The organism is Paraburkholderia solitsugae (assembly GCF_013177695.1).
GTDB classification, from domain to species: Bacteria; Pseudomonadota; Gammaproteobacteria; order Burkholderiales; family Burkholderiaceae; genus Paraburkholderia; species Paraburkholderia solitsugae.
The window spans coordinates 40,908-58,513 of sequence record NZ_WOEY01000002.1 but is presented as its reverse complement, the minus strand read 5'-3'; the positions used below and the strand labels follow the sequence as shown (position 1 = coordinate 58,513).

General features: G+C 60.4%; 14 protein-coding genes. 7 read left to right on the top strand and 7 right to left on the bottom strand.

Annotated features, from left to right (window positions below):
* Positions 1-31 precede the first annotated feature (31 nt).
* Complete coding sequence (locus GNZ12_RS00255) at positions 32-1,099, top strand: helix-turn-helix transcriptional regulator (protein WP_172308472.1); 1,068 nt, start codon at positions 32-34, stop codon at positions 1,097-1,099.
* A 99-nt stretch (positions 1,100-1,198) separates the two neighbouring features.
* Here GNZ12_RS00255 and GNZ12_RS00250 read toward each other — a convergent pair whose 3' ends face one another.
* From GNZ12_RS00250 to GNZ12_RS00230, 5 genes are all read right to left on the bottom strand, one after another.
* Complete coding sequence (locus GNZ12_RS00250) at positions 1,199-1,618, bottom strand: cupin domain-containing protein (protein ID WP_328805912.1); 420 nt, start codon at positions 1,616-1,618, stop codon at positions 1,199-1,201.
* Positions 1,619-1,691: 73 nt separating this feature from the next.
* Positions 1,692-2,768, bottom strand: a complete 1,077-nt coding sequence (locus GNZ12_RS00245) for a polyamine ABC transporter substrate-binding protein (protein ID WP_235993488.1) — start codon at positions 2,766-2,768, stop codon at positions 1,692-1,694.
* A 792-nt stretch (positions 2,769-3,560) separates the two neighbouring features.
* Positions 3,561-3,875 (bottom strand): DUF4148 domain-containing protein, encoded by a 315-nt coding sequence (locus GNZ12_RS00240; protein WP_120306073.1) that lies wholly within the window; start codon positions 3,873-3,875, stop codon positions 3,561-3,563.
* Between the two features lie 174 nt (positions 3,876-4,049).
* Positions 4,050-5,135, bottom strand: a complete 1,086-nt coding sequence (locus GNZ12_RS00235) for an aldose epimerase family protein (protein WP_172308470.1) — start codon at positions 5,133-5,135, stop codon at positions 4,050-4,052.
* A gap of 33 nt (positions 5,136-5,168) precedes the next feature.
* Positions 5,169-6,386, bottom strand: coding sequence for a XylR family transcriptional regulator (locus GNZ12_RS00230; protein WP_172308469.1), 1,218 nt, complete (start codon positions 6,384-6,386; stop codon positions 5,169-5,171).
* 274 nt (positions 6,387-6,660) lie between these two features.
* Between GNZ12_RS00230 and xylA the strand changes: the two genes are divergently transcribed.
* The 4 genes from xylA (at position 6,661) to GNZ12_RS00210 (ending at position 12,052) form a co-directional block, all read left to right on the top strand.
* The gene (gene xylA, locus GNZ12_RS00225; RefSeq protein WP_172308468.1) at positions 6,661-7,983 is read left to right on the top strand and encodes a xylose isomerase; all 1,323 of its coding nucleotides are present in this window, start codon (positions 6,661-6,663) and stop codon (positions 7,981-7,983) included.
* Between the two features lie 196 nt (positions 7,984-8,179).
* Positions 8,180-9,208, top strand: a complete 1,029-nt coding sequence (xylF, locus tag GNZ12_RS00220; RefSeq protein WP_120306070.1) for a D-xylose ABC transporter substrate-binding protein — start codon at positions 8,180-8,182, stop codon at positions 9,206-9,208.
* A gap of 88 nt (positions 9,209-9,296) precedes the next feature.
* Positions 9,297-10,856: a D-xylose ABC transporter ATP-binding protein gene (gene xylG, locus GNZ12_RS00215; protein WP_172308467.1), complete on the top strand. Its 1,560-nt coding sequence runs from the start codon at positions 9,297-9,299 to the stop codon at positions 10,854-10,856.
* Complete coding sequence (locus GNZ12_RS00210; protein ID WP_172308466.1) at positions 10,853-12,052, top strand: sugar ABC transporter permease; 1,200 nt, start codon at positions 10,853-10,855, stop codon at positions 12,050-12,052. The genes xylG and GNZ12_RS00210 overlap by 4 nt, the downstream gene beginning before the upstream one ends.
* A gap of 84 nt (positions 12,053-12,136) precedes the next feature.
* Here GNZ12_RS00210 and GNZ12_RS00205 read toward each other — a convergent pair whose 3' ends face one another.
* Positions 12,137-13,558 carry an aldehyde dehydrogenase family protein gene (locus GNZ12_RS00205; RefSeq protein WP_172308465.1) on the bottom strand — a complete coding sequence of 474 codons (1,422 nt, stop codon included), beginning with the start codon at positions 13,556-13,558 and terminating at the stop codon, positions 12,137-12,139.
* A 100-nt stretch (positions 13,559-13,658) separates the two neighbouring features.
* On the opposite strand from GNZ12_RS00205, the gene GNZ12_RS00200 reads away from it, so the two are divergent.
* Positions 13,659-14,546: a LysR family transcriptional regulator gene (locus GNZ12_RS00200; protein ID WP_172308464.1), complete on the top strand. Its 888-nt coding sequence runs from the start codon at positions 13,659-13,661 to the stop codon at positions 14,544-14,546.
* A 76-nt stretch (positions 14,547-14,622) separates the two neighbouring features.
* Here GNZ12_RS00200 and GNZ12_RS00195 read toward each other — a convergent pair whose 3' ends face one another.
* Entirely contained in the window at positions 14,623-14,805 is a 183-nt protein-coding gene (locus GNZ12_RS00195; RefSeq protein ID WP_235993476.1) for a helix-turn-helix domain-containing protein, read from the bottom strand.
* Between the two features lie 511 nt (positions 14,806-15,316).
* Between GNZ12_RS00195 and GNZ12_RS00190 the strand changes: the two genes are divergently transcribed.
* On the top strand, positions 15,317-17,587 hold the full coding sequence (locus GNZ12_RS00190) for a xanthine dehydrogenase family protein molybdopterin-binding subunit (protein WP_172308462.1): 2,271 nt from the start codon (positions 15,317-15,319) through the stop codon (positions 17,585-17,587).
* Positions 17,588-17,606: the final 19 nt, after the last annotated feature.

Here is a 17,606-nt window from a genome sequence, read left to right as displayed (position 1 = left end):
CCGCAGACAGGGTTCAATCAAAGGAGGCAGTGTGGATTTGCGCCAGAAATCCGTATCAGGACGGCTCTATCGGCTGATGCTCGACGCAGCGGAGCGTCAGGGTCTCGATCGAGCAAAGATCATTCGCAATATCGGCATCGACGAAGCCGATATTGCTGCATCGGATGCGCGTGTCTCTGGCGACAAGCACGTCGTGATGCTCAAGCTGGCGGAAACCTGCATGTCGCGTGGCGCCCCACCCGAGGGTGATGTGTTGCTCTATCTATTGGCTTTTCCAGAGCTCGCGGGCGTCGTCTGCAATAGCCCGACGCTGCGCGATGCATTACGTAAATATGTCGCGTACCGCGATCTGATCGGCAATGTTGACTGGCTCGTCATGCACGAGCAAGGCGATGAAGTCGCGTTCGAGTATGTACTAGAGGGTGACGGACGAAGTGCCTCGAGCGCGCTGGGCAATTTCGCGCTGCTCGCGAGTGTCGCAAGGCTTTACGATGCGCGACTGCGTGTGCGTGAAGCAGGTATCACCGACGCACGGATGGGCGCGGCACTAGCGCTGGGCGACGCATTCGGCGGGAGGGTCCAACTCGATCAGACGCGGAATCGTATGGTGCTGCAGTCATCGGCACTGGATCGTGCGTTCGAGGTCTACAATGCGCCGCTCTCGAAGATCCACTTACATGCCGCGCATGACATGCTGCAGCGCATCCGCGAGCAGGGGCAGTTTTCCCCCACGGTCAAGCGGTGTCTGCGCGATGTGCTTCGCGAACATGCGGATGCGATCGAGTCGAAAAGCCTCCAGGCGCTCGTCTGTGAACGGCTCGCGCTGACGCGCTGGACGTTGCAACGAAAGCTGGCGGCCGAACGGAAAACGTTCAGCGAAGTGCTGACGCAGACGCGTATCGACGAAGCGAGGACACTGCTCGCACACACGCCGATGCCGATCAGCGAGATCAGCGAACGTGTCGGCTTCGCGTCGACGACCGCGTTCACACGATTCTTTACCCGCGCATGCGGTGCACCGCATGCGCGTTACCGGGGCAGGCACCGTGGCGCTGCGCTGCCGATGGCACGAATCGATGGCGACAGCGATGGCGCCTGAAGGCGCGGCGGTCCGAGTCGCGCTTTGGCGCACCATGCGTTGGCAGGTCGATGATGCGCCTCACGGGCTTGATCACCGCAAACGCACTACCGCCGCAACCTACCCCTTGAATTCCACCGAAACAAAAATCTTCTTACATGGCTCAACCACTTCCCACGTTCCCTTAAACCCCGCCGGAATCAGAAACCGATCCCCGGCCCGCACCGTCTTCGCGGTCCCATCCGCATCCCGAATCACGGACACGCCCTCAAGAATCTCGCAATACTCACTCTCGGTGAAGTTAACCGTCCATCGACCGCGAGCTCCCTCCCAAACCCCAGCCGCGAGCTGTCCACACGGACTGGAAAAGTGCGTGTGCACCGCTTGCAAAGGATCGCCGGCAAGCACGGCTTCCGCCTTCGGCATGTACTCAACACTTTCTTTGGCAGGCTGCGAGAAATCTACGATGTTCAAGATACTCATAATGGCTCGAATACAAACAGAGTTAAAAATCAAAGCTTCAAAAAGGACGTAGCGCACACACCCACTGCATGCGCTACGCTCGAAAGGACTCACCTGAAGCCACCCAACAACATTAAAACTAAACTACAAATCAACTCCCCGACTTCAACTGCGCCCACAGCCGGTTCTCAAGCCGCATGATCGGCGCGGGCTGCGGCCGCATCAACGTCATCTTGTTCAGCACAGCCTCAGGCGGATAAACATTCGCATCCTGCTCAATCGCCGGCATCACAAACTGCCGAGCCGCCCGATTCGCGGTCGGATAGAACACTTCGTTAGTAATCGCCGCACTCACCTTCGGATCTTCGATGTAGTTCATCCACTTCATCGCCGCTTCCGGATGCGGGGCATCTTTCGGAATCGCCATCACGTCCATCCAAAGCAGGCCAGCGTCCTTGATGTTCGAGAAACGCACTTCATACGAACGCTTCGCTTCCGCTGCGCGTCGTCGTGCGATCCCCACGTCGCCCGAATAGCCCAACGCCACGCAGATATCGTTGTTCGCCAGATCGTTGATATAGCCAGAAGAATTGAACTGCGTGATATACGGCCGCACTTTCTTCAACATTTCATAGGCGGCCTGGTAGTCGCCGGGATTGGTGCTGTTAGGGTCCTTGTGCATGTACTGAAGCGCGGCCGGGAAAACATCCGCGGCTGCATCGAGGAAAGACACGCCGCAGCTTTTCAGCTTCGAGAGATTCGCCGGGTCGAACACCAGCGACCAGCTATCGACAGGCGCATCCGCGCCCAGCGCTTTCGTCACGGCCTGAACGTTATAGCCGACACCATCCGTACCCCACGCCCAGGGCACGCCGTATTGATTGCCGGGGTCCGCATCGGCAATCAGCTTCATCAAACCCGGATCGAGATTAGCGAGGTTCGGCATTTTCGATTTGTCGATCTTCTGATACACACCGGCTTCGATCTGGCGCGCCATATAACTCGATGTGGGCACAACGATGTCATATCCGGAGCTGCCCGCAAGCAGTTTGGCCTGCAGCGTGTCGTCGCTATCGTAACTGTCGTATTTCACGGTGATGCCGGATTGCTTTTCGAAGCCCGAAATCGTGTCTTTGGCGATGTAGTCCGACCAGTTATAGACGTTGATCGTGGTGTCCGCTGCGCGTGCAGCGTTCATGGCGGTTAGCACAGTCAGCGAGCACAGCATCGTGCCGGTGAGCGAGAGAAGCTTGGCAGGACGGATTTTCATTCGACTATCTCCTTGACTTCTATCTTCAGTTTTCGCCGCAGCGCAGGCACAGATGCACGAGCGTGACGACCCGCACGTCCGTATGTCACGCACGAATGCGGACGTAAAAAGGACGCGACGCCGCCTGCCGCGGCGCAAGCGCACAGCAGAGCTAAATGGGACGTAGATGGGCGAGCGCTATAAGCCGGCCAACGCTAGCAAGACAACTTGCAAAGCGCGGACGGACAAACGCATTGCAGGCGTTCGACCGCTAAATAAGCGGCTCAACCACATGCAATACATGCTCGCAAAATGAGAGGGGGGCTAGGGCAGAAGCGACGCGATTTCGTCAGTTCGCACCCCAATGGCTGTGGGGGCTGCAATGACGTTGTGCCGACGGACGGAGCGCCGCGACAACACGGTATCGATGGACAGGGGGCGGGATGGCGAAGCGCAGTTGCTCCCCTGATGAGCGTTCGAACAGCCGGACAGGAAAGTTCTTTCCCGACCAGGCTGATATCTCACCAATGGACCACGGACTTTCACGATGGAACCCGAAGCGACGTTGAGTAGAAGTCCTCGCTGATGCAGACCGACCGCACTGCGAGAACCACCAAACTGCCGCCCTAGGATATATGAGCCATTATTTTCGTCAAAGGATTTTCTTACACGGTGCCGTCATTGGCTTGCATAGTGAAACGCATCAATGCGAGCGCATGCTTCAAGCATGGCTCGCATCCAATTGCGCAATGACAGACAGCAACAGCGTTTTTACTGACTGTTGTCCATCGGCATGGGTTGAGCAGGATTCGCGACCGGTGCGGTAGTGCCGGTTTGCGACGACCCGTTGGCCGAAGAACCGTAGCCAGTGGTGTCATGCTGTGCGGCTACGCGCGCTTCAGCGGCCTGAATGTCGGCGGGGTAGGTAGAGTCAGTTGCCACAGCGGGGTTGTAGCCAGCCTGCTCAATCTGGATCAGTTGCGCCCTCACCTCCGCGCGCGTCAACGGTTGTTCGGACTGTGCAAATGAAGCCACTGGGGCTGCGATGGCTATGACCAGTGCGACTGCTTTGATCAGTGATTTCATGATGCGTCCCTCCGGGAATGGTTTTATCCGGCGCCGCAACATGTGTTCGGCGACCTATGGAGGGATTCTAGGAAGCGGGTGGTCCAGGGCAAACCCCTAAACGGGTAATTCAGTCTTGCAGCAAACGATAAGTCGGCGTTATGTAATGCTCTTCGTAAGATATGACCGATTGTTTCAGACTCCAGAACGTACACCGACTCGATACGCCGTCACCTGCCGGTATGCGTTGCCGGGCCGCACGATAACCTGCTCCTGCTCACCCATATTGACCTGGTTCGGAAAGCCGCCCGCTTCGAGACACAGTCCGGCGTGCGGCGCGTAGGCGATGCCGCCGCGTCCCGTGTCGCCATTCAGCGAATTGCCCGTGTAGAACTGTAGGCCGTGCTGATCGGTCGAGACAGTGAGCTCGCGTCCGCTGCCGGGGTCGTACGCGCACGCCACCGGGCGCACCTGCGGCCCGCGTCCGGCCATCGTGGCATCCGGCGCGTCACGCAGCACGTAGCAGTGATCGAAGCCACCGGCCCTCGCAAGCTGCGCATGCGGCCAATCGAGCCGCGCGCCGATCGGCGCGCTCTGCCGGAAGTCGAACGCATTGCCCGCCACTTCGGCAAGCTCGCAAGGAATCATCGACGCATCGACTTCGAAGAACCGGTCAGCATCGATCGACAGCACATGTCCGCGAATGTCGCTATCCCGCCGACCCGTCAGGTTGAAGTAGGGATGGCTCGTCAGATTGAGCGGTGTCGCTGCGTCGGTGATCGCTTCATAGGCGATCGTCAACGTGCCGTCGTCCTGGAGCGTGTAGCGCACTTGCACCGTGACGTTGCCTGGAAAACCGGCGTCGCCTTCGGGTGATTCGAGACGCATGACCAACGCGCCGTTGTCTTCGCTCACATCCCACAGCGCGCGGTGAAAACCCTGCGTGCCGCCATGCAGTAAATTCTCGCCTTCGTTGCGATCGAGTGTGTACTCAATGCCGTCGAGCGTGAAGCGCGCATCGGCAATGCGGTTTGCCCACCGGCCGATCAATCCGCCCATGTAGGTGGTGGCCGCAACATACTCGGCGGGCGTGTCGTGGCCGAGCAGGATGTCGCCAAGACGACCCGTGCGGTCTGGCGCGTGCCACGAGACCAGTGTCGCGCCCAGGTCGCTGATGGCGACTTTCATGCCGTGCGCATTGCGCAGCGTGAAGAGCCGCACTGGATCGCCGCCGGGCAGGGTGCCCCATGGTTCAGAAGAAAGAGGTGCAATGCTGATCATGTCGTCGGTGGAGATAGAAGATGAAAGGCATGCTCAGCCCGGTGCTGCCGTCGAATTCACACGGTCCTGGTATTCGCGTGGTGTACAGCCGAGTTCACGGCGAAATACCGCGTACATGTATTGCAGCGACGTGAAGCCGCAACGGATCGCCACCTCGGCGCTCGACGCATCGCGCTTCGCAAGCAGCGCTTTTGCGACATCGAGTTTATGGCGCAGGATTTCCTGATGCACGGTGCATTGCCGTTCGCGCCGGAAGTACTCTTCGAGCGACGAACGCGACACGCCCACATAATCGGCAACCTGTTCGGTTCGAATGCCCTGGCACGCGTACTGGCGGATGAAGTGCCGCGCGCGCATCACATACGGACTCGCGAGCGGCTGGTGTTTCGTCGATTCGAGCACATTGATGCCAACGGGCGGCACGAGAATGCGCCGCCCCGGAAAGCGAGCACCGTGCAGCATCTGGTGCAGCAAGTGAGCGGCGGTGCGGCCCATCTCTTCGGTGCCCTGAATCACGGAGGAAAGCGGAATGCGGGTCAACGTCCGCGTGAGCGGATCGTTGTCGATACCGATGATCGCCACCTCTTCGGGTACTGGAATACCTGCAATCAAACAGGCCTGCAGCAGGTGCCGCGCGCGGGCGTCGGTGACGGCGATGATGCCGACAGGCTTCGGCAATTGGCTGAGCCACGCGGTGAGTTGCTCGGTTGCCTGATTCCACGATGGCGCGCTGGTCGACAGGCCGCGATAGATCTCTGTGCCGATCTGCTCGGCGCTATGGCCGTCCGCGCTGCGCAGGTGAGCGAATGCCAACTCACGTTGCTGCGCCCAGCGATTCTCTTGCGCCTGAGGAAGGCTATACAACGCGAAGTGTTCGAGACCTGCGCCGATCAGATGCGTGTAAGCAAGCGAAACGAGCTTGGCGTTGTCGGTCGCGATATAGGGTAAGTCCGGGGGGTAGTGCGCCGGGTCTTCGAACGATGAACCGACCGCCACCACCGGCAACGGACAATCGCGCAGCGCTTCGCCCACAGCGGGATCGTCGAAATCCGCGATGATGCCGTCGCCGTCGAAGCGCTCGATACCTGTCAACCGGCAGCGGAAATCTTCTTCGAGGAAGAGATCCCATGCCACGCGCGTCGACAGCAGGTAATTGCCGATGCCGGTGATGATCTCGCGGTCGTACACCTTGTTCGCGTTGAACAGCAGTGCGATCCGATGGGTCGTCTGTGGTGTTTGCGGGCGGGTCATGGCAGTGGGCGGCGCGCGGATCGTCGGGACTCGCGGCGCCTTCGTCTCCTGTTGAGTGCGCTTCGAAGGCCGCACCGTTTTTAAGCGTCTGGTTATTCTAGGCCGCGAAGATCGCGGCGGTGTGAAACAAACGCAGGGGCGGTAAGAAACATCAAGCGCGCTGCGCAATTTCGCAATTGCCGACGGTTCCTGCAAGCGTCAGCATGGCGTCACCTTGTCGACCGGCGCGGCGATGCCGCTCGGGTTGCAGTGCAGCATAAAACCGGAGACGCTGATGTCCTATTTCGAACACATTCCCGAGATCCGCTACGAAGGCCCGCAATCGGACAACCCGCTTGCGTATCGTCACTACGACAAGAGTAAACGAGTACTTGGCAAGACACTCGAAGAACATCTGCGCATTGCCGTGTGCTACTGGCATACGTTTGTCTGGCCTGGCGTCGATATCTTCGGGCAGGGGACGTTTCGGCGTCCCTGGCAGCAAGCTGGCGACGCCATGGAGCGGGCGCAGGAAAAGGCCGATTCGGCATTCGAGTTTTTCTCGAAGCTCGGCACACCGTACTACACGTTTCACGATACGGATGTCGCGCCGGAAGGCGACGGCCTGAAGTCCTATAGCGAGAACTTCACGCGCATCGCTGACTATCTGGGACGCAAGCAGCAGGACACGGGCATCAAACTGCTGTGGGGCACCGCCAACCTGTTCTCACATCCGCGTTACGCATCAGGCGCGGCGACCAGTCCCGATCCGGAGATTTTCGCGTTTGCTGCGACTCAGGTTCGTCACGCGCTCGACGCGACGCATCGGCTCGGCGGTGAGAATTATGTGTTGTGGGGCGGCCGCGAGGGCTACGATACGCTGCTCAATACCGACCTCGTGCGCGAACGTGATCAGATCGCCCGCTTCCTGCACATGGTGGTCGAGCACAAGCACAAGATCGGCTTCAAAGGCGCATTGCTGATCGAGCCGAAGCCCCAGGAGCCGACCAAGCATCAATACGACTACGACGTGGCGACCGTTCACGGCTTCCTGCTGCAACACGGGCTGGAGAAAGAGATTCGCGTGAACATCGAGGCCAATCACGCGACGCTTGCCGGCCACTCGTTTCATCACGAGATCGCCACCGCCTATGCGCTGGGTATTTTCGGCAGCGTCGACGCGAATCGCGGCGATCAACAAAACGGCTGGGATACGGACCAGTTTCCGAACAGCGTCGAAGAACTGACGCTGGCCTTCTACGAAATTCTCAAGCACGGCGGCTTCACGACGGGCGGCATGAACTTCGACGCGAAGGTACGGCGACAGAGTGTCGACGCGGAGGATCTGTTCTTCGGCCACATCGGTGCAATCGATAACCTGGCGCTCGCCGTTGAACGCGCCGCGACGCTGCTCGAAAACGACCGTCTCGAACAGTTCAAACGTCAGCGCTACGCGGGTTGGGAGTCGGAGTTCGGGCGCAAGATCCTGACGGGCGACTTTTCGCTCTCGACGCTGGCCACGGATGCGTTGACACGTGGCTTGAATCCGCAACATGCGAGCGGCCGGCAGGAGCAGTTGGAAAACGTTGTGAATCAGGCGATTTATAGCAGGCGCTAAAAGGCAGTCACGCAATAACGTCCAGTAATAACGCTCAGTAACGCCGAAACAGGGCACTCAGTAAGACATAAAAAGATCGCGCGGCCACGCTGACCGCGCGAATAGAAAAGCTTTGGCTTGTCGCTTGTCCGGTTCTGTGGCTCGCAGCACAGACCGTCCAATCCGGTATTCCGGCTATCAGAACAAGGAGTGAGACATGAAATTCGCAACGCGTCGTACCGTACTGAGTTCGCTGGTATGTGGAGCGGTGCTCGCCAGCCTGTCGCTTATGGCACCCCTCGCACATGCGAGCAAAGAGCATCCGGAAATTGGTTTCTGTATCGACGATCTGCGTGTCGAGCGCTGGTCGCGCGATCGTGACTATTTCGTTGCAGCCGCAGAAAAACTTGGTGCCAAAGTGTCGGTTCAATCCGCCGATGCGAGCGAAGAGCGTCAGATTTCGCAGATCGAAAACCTGATCTCGCGCGGCGTCGATGTGATCGTGATCGTGCCGTTCAATTCGAAGACGCTCGGCAATGTGGTCGCCGAAGCCAAGAAAGCGGGCATCAAGGTCGTCTCGTATGACCGTCTGATTCTCGACGCCGACGTGGATGCGTATATCTCGTTCGACAACGAAAAGGTCGGGGAACTGCAAGCGCAAGGTGTCTATAACGCACAACCGAAGGGCAACTACTTCCTGCTCGGTGGCGCACCGACCGACAACAACGCCAAGATGCTGCGCGAAGGCCAGCTCAAAGTGTTGAAGCCTGCGATAGACAAGGGCGATATCAAGATCGTCGGTCAGCAGTGGGTGCCGGAGTGGAGTGCCTCGACGGCGCTGCGCATCGTCGAAGACGCGCTCACGGCGAACAACAACAAGATCGACGCAATCGTCGCCTCGAACGACGGCACCGCGGGTGGCGCAATCCAGGCGCTCGCTGCGCAGCACATGGCGGGAAAAGTGCCGGTGTCGGGGCAAGACGCTGATCTGGCTGCGGTGAAACGCGTCATCGCTGGGACGCAGACGATGACCGTATATAAGCCGCTCAAGCTGATTGCAAGCGAAGCGGCGAAACTCTCCGTCGCGCTTGCAAGGGGCGAGAAGCCGGACTTTAACGCGCAGTACGACAACGGCAAGAAGAAGGTCGATACGGTGCTCCTGCAACCCACGTTGCTCACCAAGAGCAATGTCGATACGGTCGTCAAGGACGGCTTCTACACCCAGGCCCAGCTCGCGAGCCAATGAGCGTAACGTGAGCGCGGTTCAAGCCGGTGTGCCTGATATGCGTCAGGCACACCGGCGCCACCGCGCGCCTTGCAGCGAGGCATAGCGAATGAGCGAACCATTACTGACGATGCGCGGCATCGTCAAAGCGTTTTCCGGCGTCAAGGCGCTCGACGGCATCGACCTGACGGTGTCGCCGGGAGAGTGCGTGGGCTTGTGCGGTGAAAATGGCGCGGGCAAATCGACACTGATGAAAGTGCTGTCCGGCGTCTATCCCCATGGGACCTGGGATGGCGAAATCATCTGGGAAGGCGAACCGCTGAAGGCCGCGAGCATCCGCGACACCGAACGCGCCGGTATCATCATCATCCACCAGGAGTTGATGCTGGTACCGGAACTCTCGGTCGCGGAGAATATTTTTCTCGGCAACGAAATCACGCTGCCAGGCGGCCGGATGAATTACGCCGCGATGTATCAGCGCGCCGATGAACTGCTGCGCGAACTCGGCATAAGCGGCATCAACTCGGCGCAGCCGGTAATGAACTTCGGTGGCGGTCACCAGCAGCTAATCGAGATTGCGAAGGCGCTGAACAAGCGCGCGAAACTGTTGATCCTCGATGAACCATCGTCGTCGCTGACCGCTACGGAGATACACATTCTGCTGGATATCGTGCGCGATCTGAAGCGGCGTGGTGTCGCCTGCGTGTATATCTCGCACAAGCTCGATGAAGTCGCGGCCGTGTGCGACACGATCAGCGTGATCCGCGACGGCCGCCATGTCGCGACCGAGCCAATGCGCGCGCTCACCACCGATCGCATCATCTCCTTGATGGTGGGCCGGGAGATCAGGAACCTGTTTCCGCGTGAACCGCATCCAATCGGCGACGTGATCTTCGAAGCGCGCAACGTGACCTGTTTCGACGTCGCCAATCCGCGTCGCAAGCGGGTGAACGATGTATCGTTCGCGTTGCGACGCGGCGAGATTCTCGGCGTTGCCGGTTTGGTCGGCGCAGGGCGCACCGAGTTGATGCAGGCGATTTTCGGCGCGTATCCGGGTGCGAGCGAGGCGACCGTGGTCATGGAAGGCAAGCCATTGAAGATTCGTGCGCCTGTCGACGCGATTCGCGCCGGTATCGGTATGGTGCCGGAAGATCGCAAACGCCACGGCATCGTGCCGGGTCTGAGTGTCGGCCACAACATCACGCTTGCTGTGTTGCAACGCTTCGCTAAGGGCGGCCGGATCGATTCCGCCGCCGAACTCGACACGATCAACACGGAGATGAAGCGACTCTCAGTGCGTGCCGCGCATCCGATGTTGTCGATCGCGAGCTTGTCGGGCGGCAATCAGCAGAAGGCTGTGCTGACGCGCATGCTGTTGACCGATCCGAAAGTGCTGATTCTCGACGAACCGACCCGAGGTGTCGACGTCGGCGCGAAGTTCGAAATCTACCAACTGATTTTTCAGCTGGCACAGCGCGGCATGTCGATCGTGATGGTGTCGTCCGAATTGCCTGAAGTGCTTGGCATCAGCGATCGCGTGCTGGTGATCGGCGAAGGCGAATTGCGTGGCGATTTCGTCAACGACGGCCTCACGCAAGAGGACATTCTCAGCGCCGCAATCCGTCCTGTGCAGCGATCCACGAACCCAACCGCAGCGAGTGCCGCATGACTCCCGACGTCACTTCCCAACCCGCCGACGGCGCCGTACAGCGAGGCGCCTTCGGCGGCCCGCAGCGCATTCAGCAACTGTTCGCACGCTACAAGATTCTTGCGTTGCTGATCGCCGTCGCCGTGATCTGGATTTTCTTCTCCTTTCTGACGCACGGCGCGTTTGTGACGCCACGCAATCTGTCGAATCTGCTGCGGCAGATGTCGATTACCGGCATGCTCGCGTGCGGCATGGTGTTCGTGATCATCGCGGGCGAGATCGATCTGTCTGTCGGGTCGTTGCTCGGTTTGCTCGGCGGTGTCGCGGCGATTCTCGACGTCAACCGGCACTGGCCGATCGGCGTCACCGTGCCCGTGGTGATGCTGCTCGGTGTGCTCGTCGGCATGTTCAACGGTTGGTGGTCGACGTACCGGCGTGTACCTTCGTTTATTGTCGGCCTGGGTGGCATGCTGGCGTATCGCGGCATTCTGCTCGGTGTCACCGGCGGCTCGACGATTGCGCCGGTCTCCGATGGTTTTGTGTTTGTCGGTCAGGGGTATTTGCCGCGTCTTGCGGGCGATACGCTGGCCGTCGTGCTGTTTGTCGTGCTGGCCTTTCTGACCGTGCGACAACGAAGCAATCGCGAGCGCTACAAATTGCGAGTGGTGCCGATCTGGCAGGATGTTGCAAAGGTGGTCGGGGCGGGCGTGATTCTGGCCGCGTTTGTCGCCACGCTCGACCGTTATGGCGGGATTCCCGTGCCGGTTCTGCTGCTGCTCGCGCTGCTCGGTATTTTCACGTGGATCGCGACGCAGACCGTTTTCGGGCGGCGCATCTATGCGGTGGGTTCCAACCTGGAAGCGACGCGGCTGTCCGGTGTGAATACCAACCGCGTGAAGCTGGCCATCTTCGCGCTGATGGGACTGATGTGCGCGTTCGCCGGGATCGTCAATACAGCACGGCTCGCGGCCGGCTCACCGTCGGCGGGATCGATGGGCGAGCTCGACGCGATCGCCGCGTGCTTTATCGGCGGGACGTCGATGCGCGGCGGCTCCGGGACAGTCTACGGTGCGTTGATCGGCGCACTGGTGATGGCGAGCCTGGATAACGGCATGTCCATGCTCGACGTCGACGCGTACTGGCAGATGATCGTGAAGGGCAGCATTCTTGTGCTGGCTGTGTGGATCGATGTCGTGTCGGGATCGAACCGGCGGTGAGGCATCCGGCGGTGCGTCATGCAAATGCTGACGCACCGCCTGCTGAGCGATCAGACGCGCCCGTCAATCAGCAAGGCCCTGTTTTCAGTTCACGCCGAGTAACGACTTAGGCTCCATGAAGGCTTCCAACCCGAACGTGCCATATTCCCGCCCGATGCCCGATTGCTTGAAGCCACCGAACGGTGCGGCCGGCTCGTGTGCCAACGTGTTGATCAGTACACGCCCTGCGTCGATACGAGTGGCGACTGCGCGAGCCCGCACCGCATCGGCCGAGACGACGTAGGCTTGCAGCCCATAGCTTGTGTCATTGGCGATTGCGATCGCTTCCTCGGTATCGCGATACGCAATGATCGACAGCACCGGCCCAAAAATCTCCTCGCGGGCAATCGTCATGTCGTTGCTGACGCCGCTAAATACGGTCGGACGCACGAACCAGCCGCGCTCCAGTCCTTCCGGTCGGCCCTCGCCACCGGCAATCAATCGCGCGCCTTCGCCGATGCCGATGCCGATGTAGCGCTGCACGCGCTCCCACTGCTTGCGGCTGACCATCGGGCCGATTTGCGTAGCCGGATCGCGCGGATCACCGGCTTGCGTGCGGGCGACTTCAAAGCGCACCCGCTCTTCGAATTCCGTAAGGCGACTCTGCGGCACAAGAATCCGCGTACCGGCGATACATGCCTGACCGCTGTTCATGAACCCTGCCTGGAGCGCCAACGGCACCGCTTCCGCGAAATCGGCGTCGTCGAGTATGACCACCGGCGATTTGCCGCCCAACTCCAACGTGACGCGTTTCAATGTCTCCGCGCCGGTGCGCAGGATCGTCTTGCCGACAGCCGTCGATCCGGTGAATGAAATCTTCGCCACGTCCGGATGCGCGCTGATTTCCGCCCCCACCGTGTCGCCTCGGCCCGTGACGATATTGAACACGCCCGCGGGCAAGCCGGCTTCGTGCAGTGCCTCGGTGATGATGCGTGTCTGGATCGCGCTCATTTCACTCGGCTTGATGACGGCCGTGCAGCCCGCTGCAATCGCCGCAGCCAGCTTCCCGCAGATAAAGCCGCCATTGCTATTCCACGGTGTAATCAGTCCGGCGACGCCGAGCGGTTGCATGACGACGTCGGCCGTGCCGGCGCGTCGCGTGAACTCATAGGTCTGTAAGACCTTGATAACTTCCGCCAGCACGTCCGCTGGGTATTTCGCCATCCAGCGCGCGCGTGACGCCGGCGCACCGTATTCCTCGACGATTGCTTCGAGCAGGTCGTCTTCTCTCGCTTGAACCGCGGCGTGCATGCGATCGAGCAGCGCGATCCGCTCTTCCTTGCTGGTGCGGGAAAACGCCGGGAAGGCGCGTTTGGCGGCTGCGATCGCGCGGCGCGCGTCTTCCGCGTCGGCCAGACGCACCTTGCCGATCACCGTTTCCTTAGCCGGGTTGTGAAGATCGAACCACTCCTCGCCGTGCGGGGTGACGAACGCGCCGTCGATATAAACCTTGTCGATTTGCTGCATGAAAGCTCCTATCCAAGAAGTTGTTGCCTCAAAGATAGGCTCAATGGATTGAGCTGACTAGCCATATAATCGAGGATGATTCGTTGAGTAGGATGGGATAATGAAGACGCCCGGTTTGAGCGAACTGGAAGGCGTGCTCGCGGTGGCGCGCCATCGCAGCTTCCGCGCAGCGGCGACGGAACTTGGCGTGTCGACATCGGCGCTGAGCCATGCGATTGCGGCGTTGGAGGCGCGCATCGGCGTGCGGCTCTTTAATCGGACGACACGCAGCGTGTCGTTGTCCGAAGCGGGCGCGCAATTCGTCGACAGTGTGGCGCCGGCGTTGTCGACCATCCGCGTGGCCATCGAGCAGGCCGGCAGCTATCGCGACACGCCCGCTGGCACGCTGCGCATCAACACATCGACGGGCGCGGCGCGCCAGGTGATGCCCTTGCTGCTGGAATACCTACGACGTTATCCGGAGATGAAGTTGGATCTCGTCACCGAGGGGCGCGTGATCGACATCGTGGTGGAGGGCTTCGATGCCGGCATTCGGTTGGCTGAGATTGTTCCGCAGGACATGATCGCGGTGCCGTTCAACCGGCCGCAGCGTTTTGCAGTCGTTGGGAGTCCCGCCTATTTCGAGGAAAATCCGAAGCCGCGCACACCGGACGATCTGCGTGCACACCGTTGTATCCGGATGCGCATGCCGAGCGGGCGTATTTATCACTGGGAGTTCGAGCGACGCGGCGAGGCTTTCAGCGTGGATGTGCAGGGCATGCTGACGCTCGATGAGCCGTTGCTCATCATGGAGGCGGCCCGCGAGGGATTTGGACTGGCGTATATGACCGAATGGAACGTGGCGGCGGATCTGGAAGCGGGCACGCTGCAGCGTGTGCTGGAAGATTGGACGCCGGCGTTCGACGGGCTGTGTCTTTACTATCCTGGGCGACGTCATATACCTGCGGGACTGCGGGCGTTGATTGAGATGATTCGGGAGGGCGGATGAATTCGGGGGCGTTTAGCTGTATTTAGCACTCGGGCATATCGTGGCAACGACGTGGCTTTGACGGACAAGACTGCGTTCAAGCTTTACTCTCGATGCGCATGTCCGCCGCGACCGCCATATTGATCAATGCATCGAGCGAGAACAGATTGATCTTGCCGCGCATGAGGTCGGACACACACGGCTGAGTGACGCAGAAATGCCTGGCAGCATCTGCCTGGCTCATTCCGGCACGGATGCTATGGTCCTTGAGCGCCATCATCAAGGCCGATCGAAGCATCATGTTTTGTGCCTGTTCTGGGGTGTCTTCGATGGCGTTCCAGAGCTGGAAAATGTTTGGTTGCTCATGGCTTAACCTCTTTCAATTCGCGATTGCGCTTTGGCTAGATCCAGATCTGCTTTGCTGGGGGGCCGCAGGGCTCGTTAGCTCTGCCTCGATCATGCGCGAGAGCGGACGGCAATTTGTTTAGAAATGTATTTAGCGACTTGCACAGTTAGCAAAAATCCGCCATCTTCCGCATTTTTCCGCCGCTCAAGCCAGTTGCACTGCAGCGTGCCGCCACGCGACGAATAACATTTAATAAACTGACACAAGCATGCGCTCGCTCTTTTGGCTAAGGGCATCAGCTAGCGCCGCACGGATAGGCTGAAACCCTGGTTTTCAGTCCCCCGCCCACTCTTACGTCTTAATACTGTTCCGACGAAACAAACCCCCGCGCCAATCCGCGCTTTCACAGCTTCCCCGCCAACGTGCAAGCTGATCGAGTCATACGATGCTAAAGCGCAGAACCTTCCTGCTAGGCGGCGCCGGCGCGCTCGGTGCTTTGCTGGTCGGCTGGTCGGTGCTGCCGCCGGGGCAGCGCCTGACCACTTCCACGGCGCTGCCGGTGGAGGGCAATCAGGTCGCACTCAACGGCTGGGTCAAAATTTCCGCCGACAACAGTGTGACGATCGTGATGTGCAAAGCGGAAATGGGGCAGGGTATCCACACCGGCCTCGCCATGCTGCTGGCCGAGGAACTGGACGCCGACTGGTCGCAGGTCCGAGTGGAAAACTCGCCGATCGACAAGATCTACAACAGCGTGCAGAACGTCGTCGACGATCTGCCGTTTCGTCCGGACGACGACAGCACAATCAAGCGCGCCACGGTCTGGATGACAAGCAAACTGGTGCGCGACGCCGGCACGATGATGACGGGCGGGTCATCGAGCATGAACGATCTATGGACGCCGATGCGTGAAGCCGGCGCCTCGGCGCGTGCGATGCTGATCGGCGCCGCGGCTGCGCAATGGACGGTGCCGGCCGGCGAATGCCGTACGGAAGGCGGGTACGTACTGCACGCATCGGACCACAAGGCGAGCTTCGGCGAACTGTCCACGATGGCTGCACGGCAACCGCTGCCATGGAAGGTCGCGCTGAAAGATCCCGCGGACTTCAAACTGATCGGCAAACCGATGCGACGCATCGAAGCCGCATCGAAAATCAACGGCACGGCGCGCTTCGGCATTGACGCGCTACCCGACGGTCTCATCTACGCAAGCGTGGTGATGTGCCCCACGCTAGGCGGTACGGTGGCGTATTTCGACGCCTCGCCTGCCACGAAAATGCCGGGGTTCATCAAAGCCTTCGCGTTAGCGCCCTACGCGGGCGGCAGCGGCGCGGTCGCGGTGATCGCGGACAACGCGTTTCGCGCGATGAACGCAGTCAGCGCCGTCAACGTGGTGTGGAATGACGGTGCTGCAGCAAATCTGTCGAGCGCAGGCGTGGACACTCAGCTCGCGCAGGCACTGGACGACAGTGACGGCCACGCTTACTACCATCGCGGCGACGTCGATGCTGCCCTGAGCGGCGCGGCGCGAACCGTCACTGCCGAGTACCACGCACCGTATCTCGCGCATGGCGCGGTTGAGCCGGTCAATTGCACCGTGCAGGTCGCGGACGGCGCGGCGACCGTCTGGGTCTCGACGCAAATGCCGGGCCTCGCGCGCCAGCACGTCGCGAAAGTGCTGAACATCGACCCCGACAAAGTCGACGTGCAAACGCAACTGCTCGGCGGTGCTTTCGGGCGCCGTCTCGAACTCGATTTCATCGCACAAGCTGCGGCGATTGCGCGCGAGGGTGGCGGCCGCCCGGTACAAACAATCTGGTCGCGTGCGGAGGATTTCACCCACGATTTCTATCGTCCGGCGTGCGTGTCGCGGCTCAAGGCCGGTTTCGACAAAGACGGCAAGCTGGTCGCGTGGCATGCCACGTCCGCAAGCCAGGCGATCGTGCCGGACGCGCTCGCGCGCTACTACGGCGTGCCCCGCATTCCCATCGACAAAACCACTTGCGAAGGCGCGTTCGATCAGCCCTACGAATGGCCCACTGCGCGCGTGGCGCACAAGATCGTCGAATTGCCCGTACCGGTTGGATTCTGGCGGTCGGTTGGCCATTCGCACCAGGCGTTTTTCACCGAGGGCTTTACCGACGAACTCGCCGTAGCCACAGGCCAGGACCCGATTGCATTTCGCGCGGCGCTGCTCGCGCGGCATCCGCGCCATCTGGCGGTGTTAAGGCGCGTTGCAGCCTTATCGGATTGGGGACATCCACTGGCGCATGCCGCCGACGGCATCAAGCGGGCACGCGGCGTTGCGCTGCACGAAGCGTTCGGCAGTGTCGTCGCGCAGGTGGCAGAGGTATCGGTCGGCCCGAACAAGCAGATTCGCGTGCATCGGGTGGTCTGCGTGATCGACTGCGGACTGCCAGTGAATCCAAACTTGATTCGTCAGCAGATGGAGAGCGGCATCGTGTTTGGCCTGTCGACTGCGTTGCAGGACGAAATCACCATTGTTGGCGGGGTGGTGACGCAGAAGAACTTCGTCGATTTCCCAGTCGTGCGGATGAACGATTGTCCGGTGATCGAAACCGACATCATGCCGAGCCAGATGCACCCGCAAGGCGTCGGTGAACTCGGCGTGCCGCCGGTCGCGCCGGCAGTGGCCAACGCAGTGTTCGCGCTGACCGGCCAGCGCTTGCGCGCGTTGCCGTTGAGGCTCGCGTGAAACGCATTGGATTGACGGA

Coding starts and splice junctions, on each gene's coding strand:
- GNZ12_RS00200 (WP_172308464.1), top strand. CDS start 13,659: ATGAAGACGCCCGGTTTGAGCGAACTGGAAGGCGTGCTCGCGGTGGCG.
- GNZ12_RS00210 (WP_172308466.1), top strand. CDS start 10,853: ATGACTCCCGACGTCACTTCCCAACCCGCCGACGGCGCCGTACAGCGA.
- xylG (WP_172308467.1), top strand. CDS start 9,297: ATGAGCGAACCATTACTGACGATGCGCGGCATCGTCAAAGCGTTTTCC.
- GNZ12_RS00230 (WP_172308469.1), bottom strand. CDS start 6,386: ATGACCCGCCCGCAAACACCACAGACGACCCATCGGATCGCACTGCTG.
- GNZ12_RS00235 (WP_172308470.1), bottom strand. CDS start 5,135: ATGATCAGCATTGCACCTCTTTCTTCTGAACCATGGGGCACCCTGCCC.
- GNZ12_RS00240 (WP_120306073.1), bottom strand. CDS start 3,875: ATGAAATCACTGATCAAAGCAGTCGCACTGGTCATAGCCATCGCAGCC.
- GNZ12_RS00190 (WP_172308462.1), top strand. CDS start 15,317: ATGCTAAAGCGCAGAACCTTCCTGCTAGGCGGCGCCGGCGCGCTCGGT.
- GNZ12_RS00245 (WP_235993488.1), bottom strand. CDS start 2,768: ATGCTGTGCTCGCTGACTGTGCTAACCGCCATGAACGCTGCACGCGCA.
- GNZ12_RS00195 (WP_235993476.1), bottom strand. CDS start 14,805: ATGATGGCGCTCAAGGACCATAGCATCCGTGCCGGAATGAGCCAGGCA.
- GNZ12_RS00205 (WP_172308465.1), bottom strand. CDS start 13,558: ATGCAGCAAATCGACAAGGTTTATATCGACGGCGCGTTCGTCACCCCG.
- xylA (WP_172308468.1), top strand. CDS start 6,661: ATGTCCTATTTCGAACACATTCCCGAGATCCGCTACGAAGGCCCGCAA.
- xylF (WP_120306070.1), top strand. CDS start 8,180: ATGAAATTCGCAACGCGTCGTACCGTACTGAGTTCGCTGGTATGTGGA.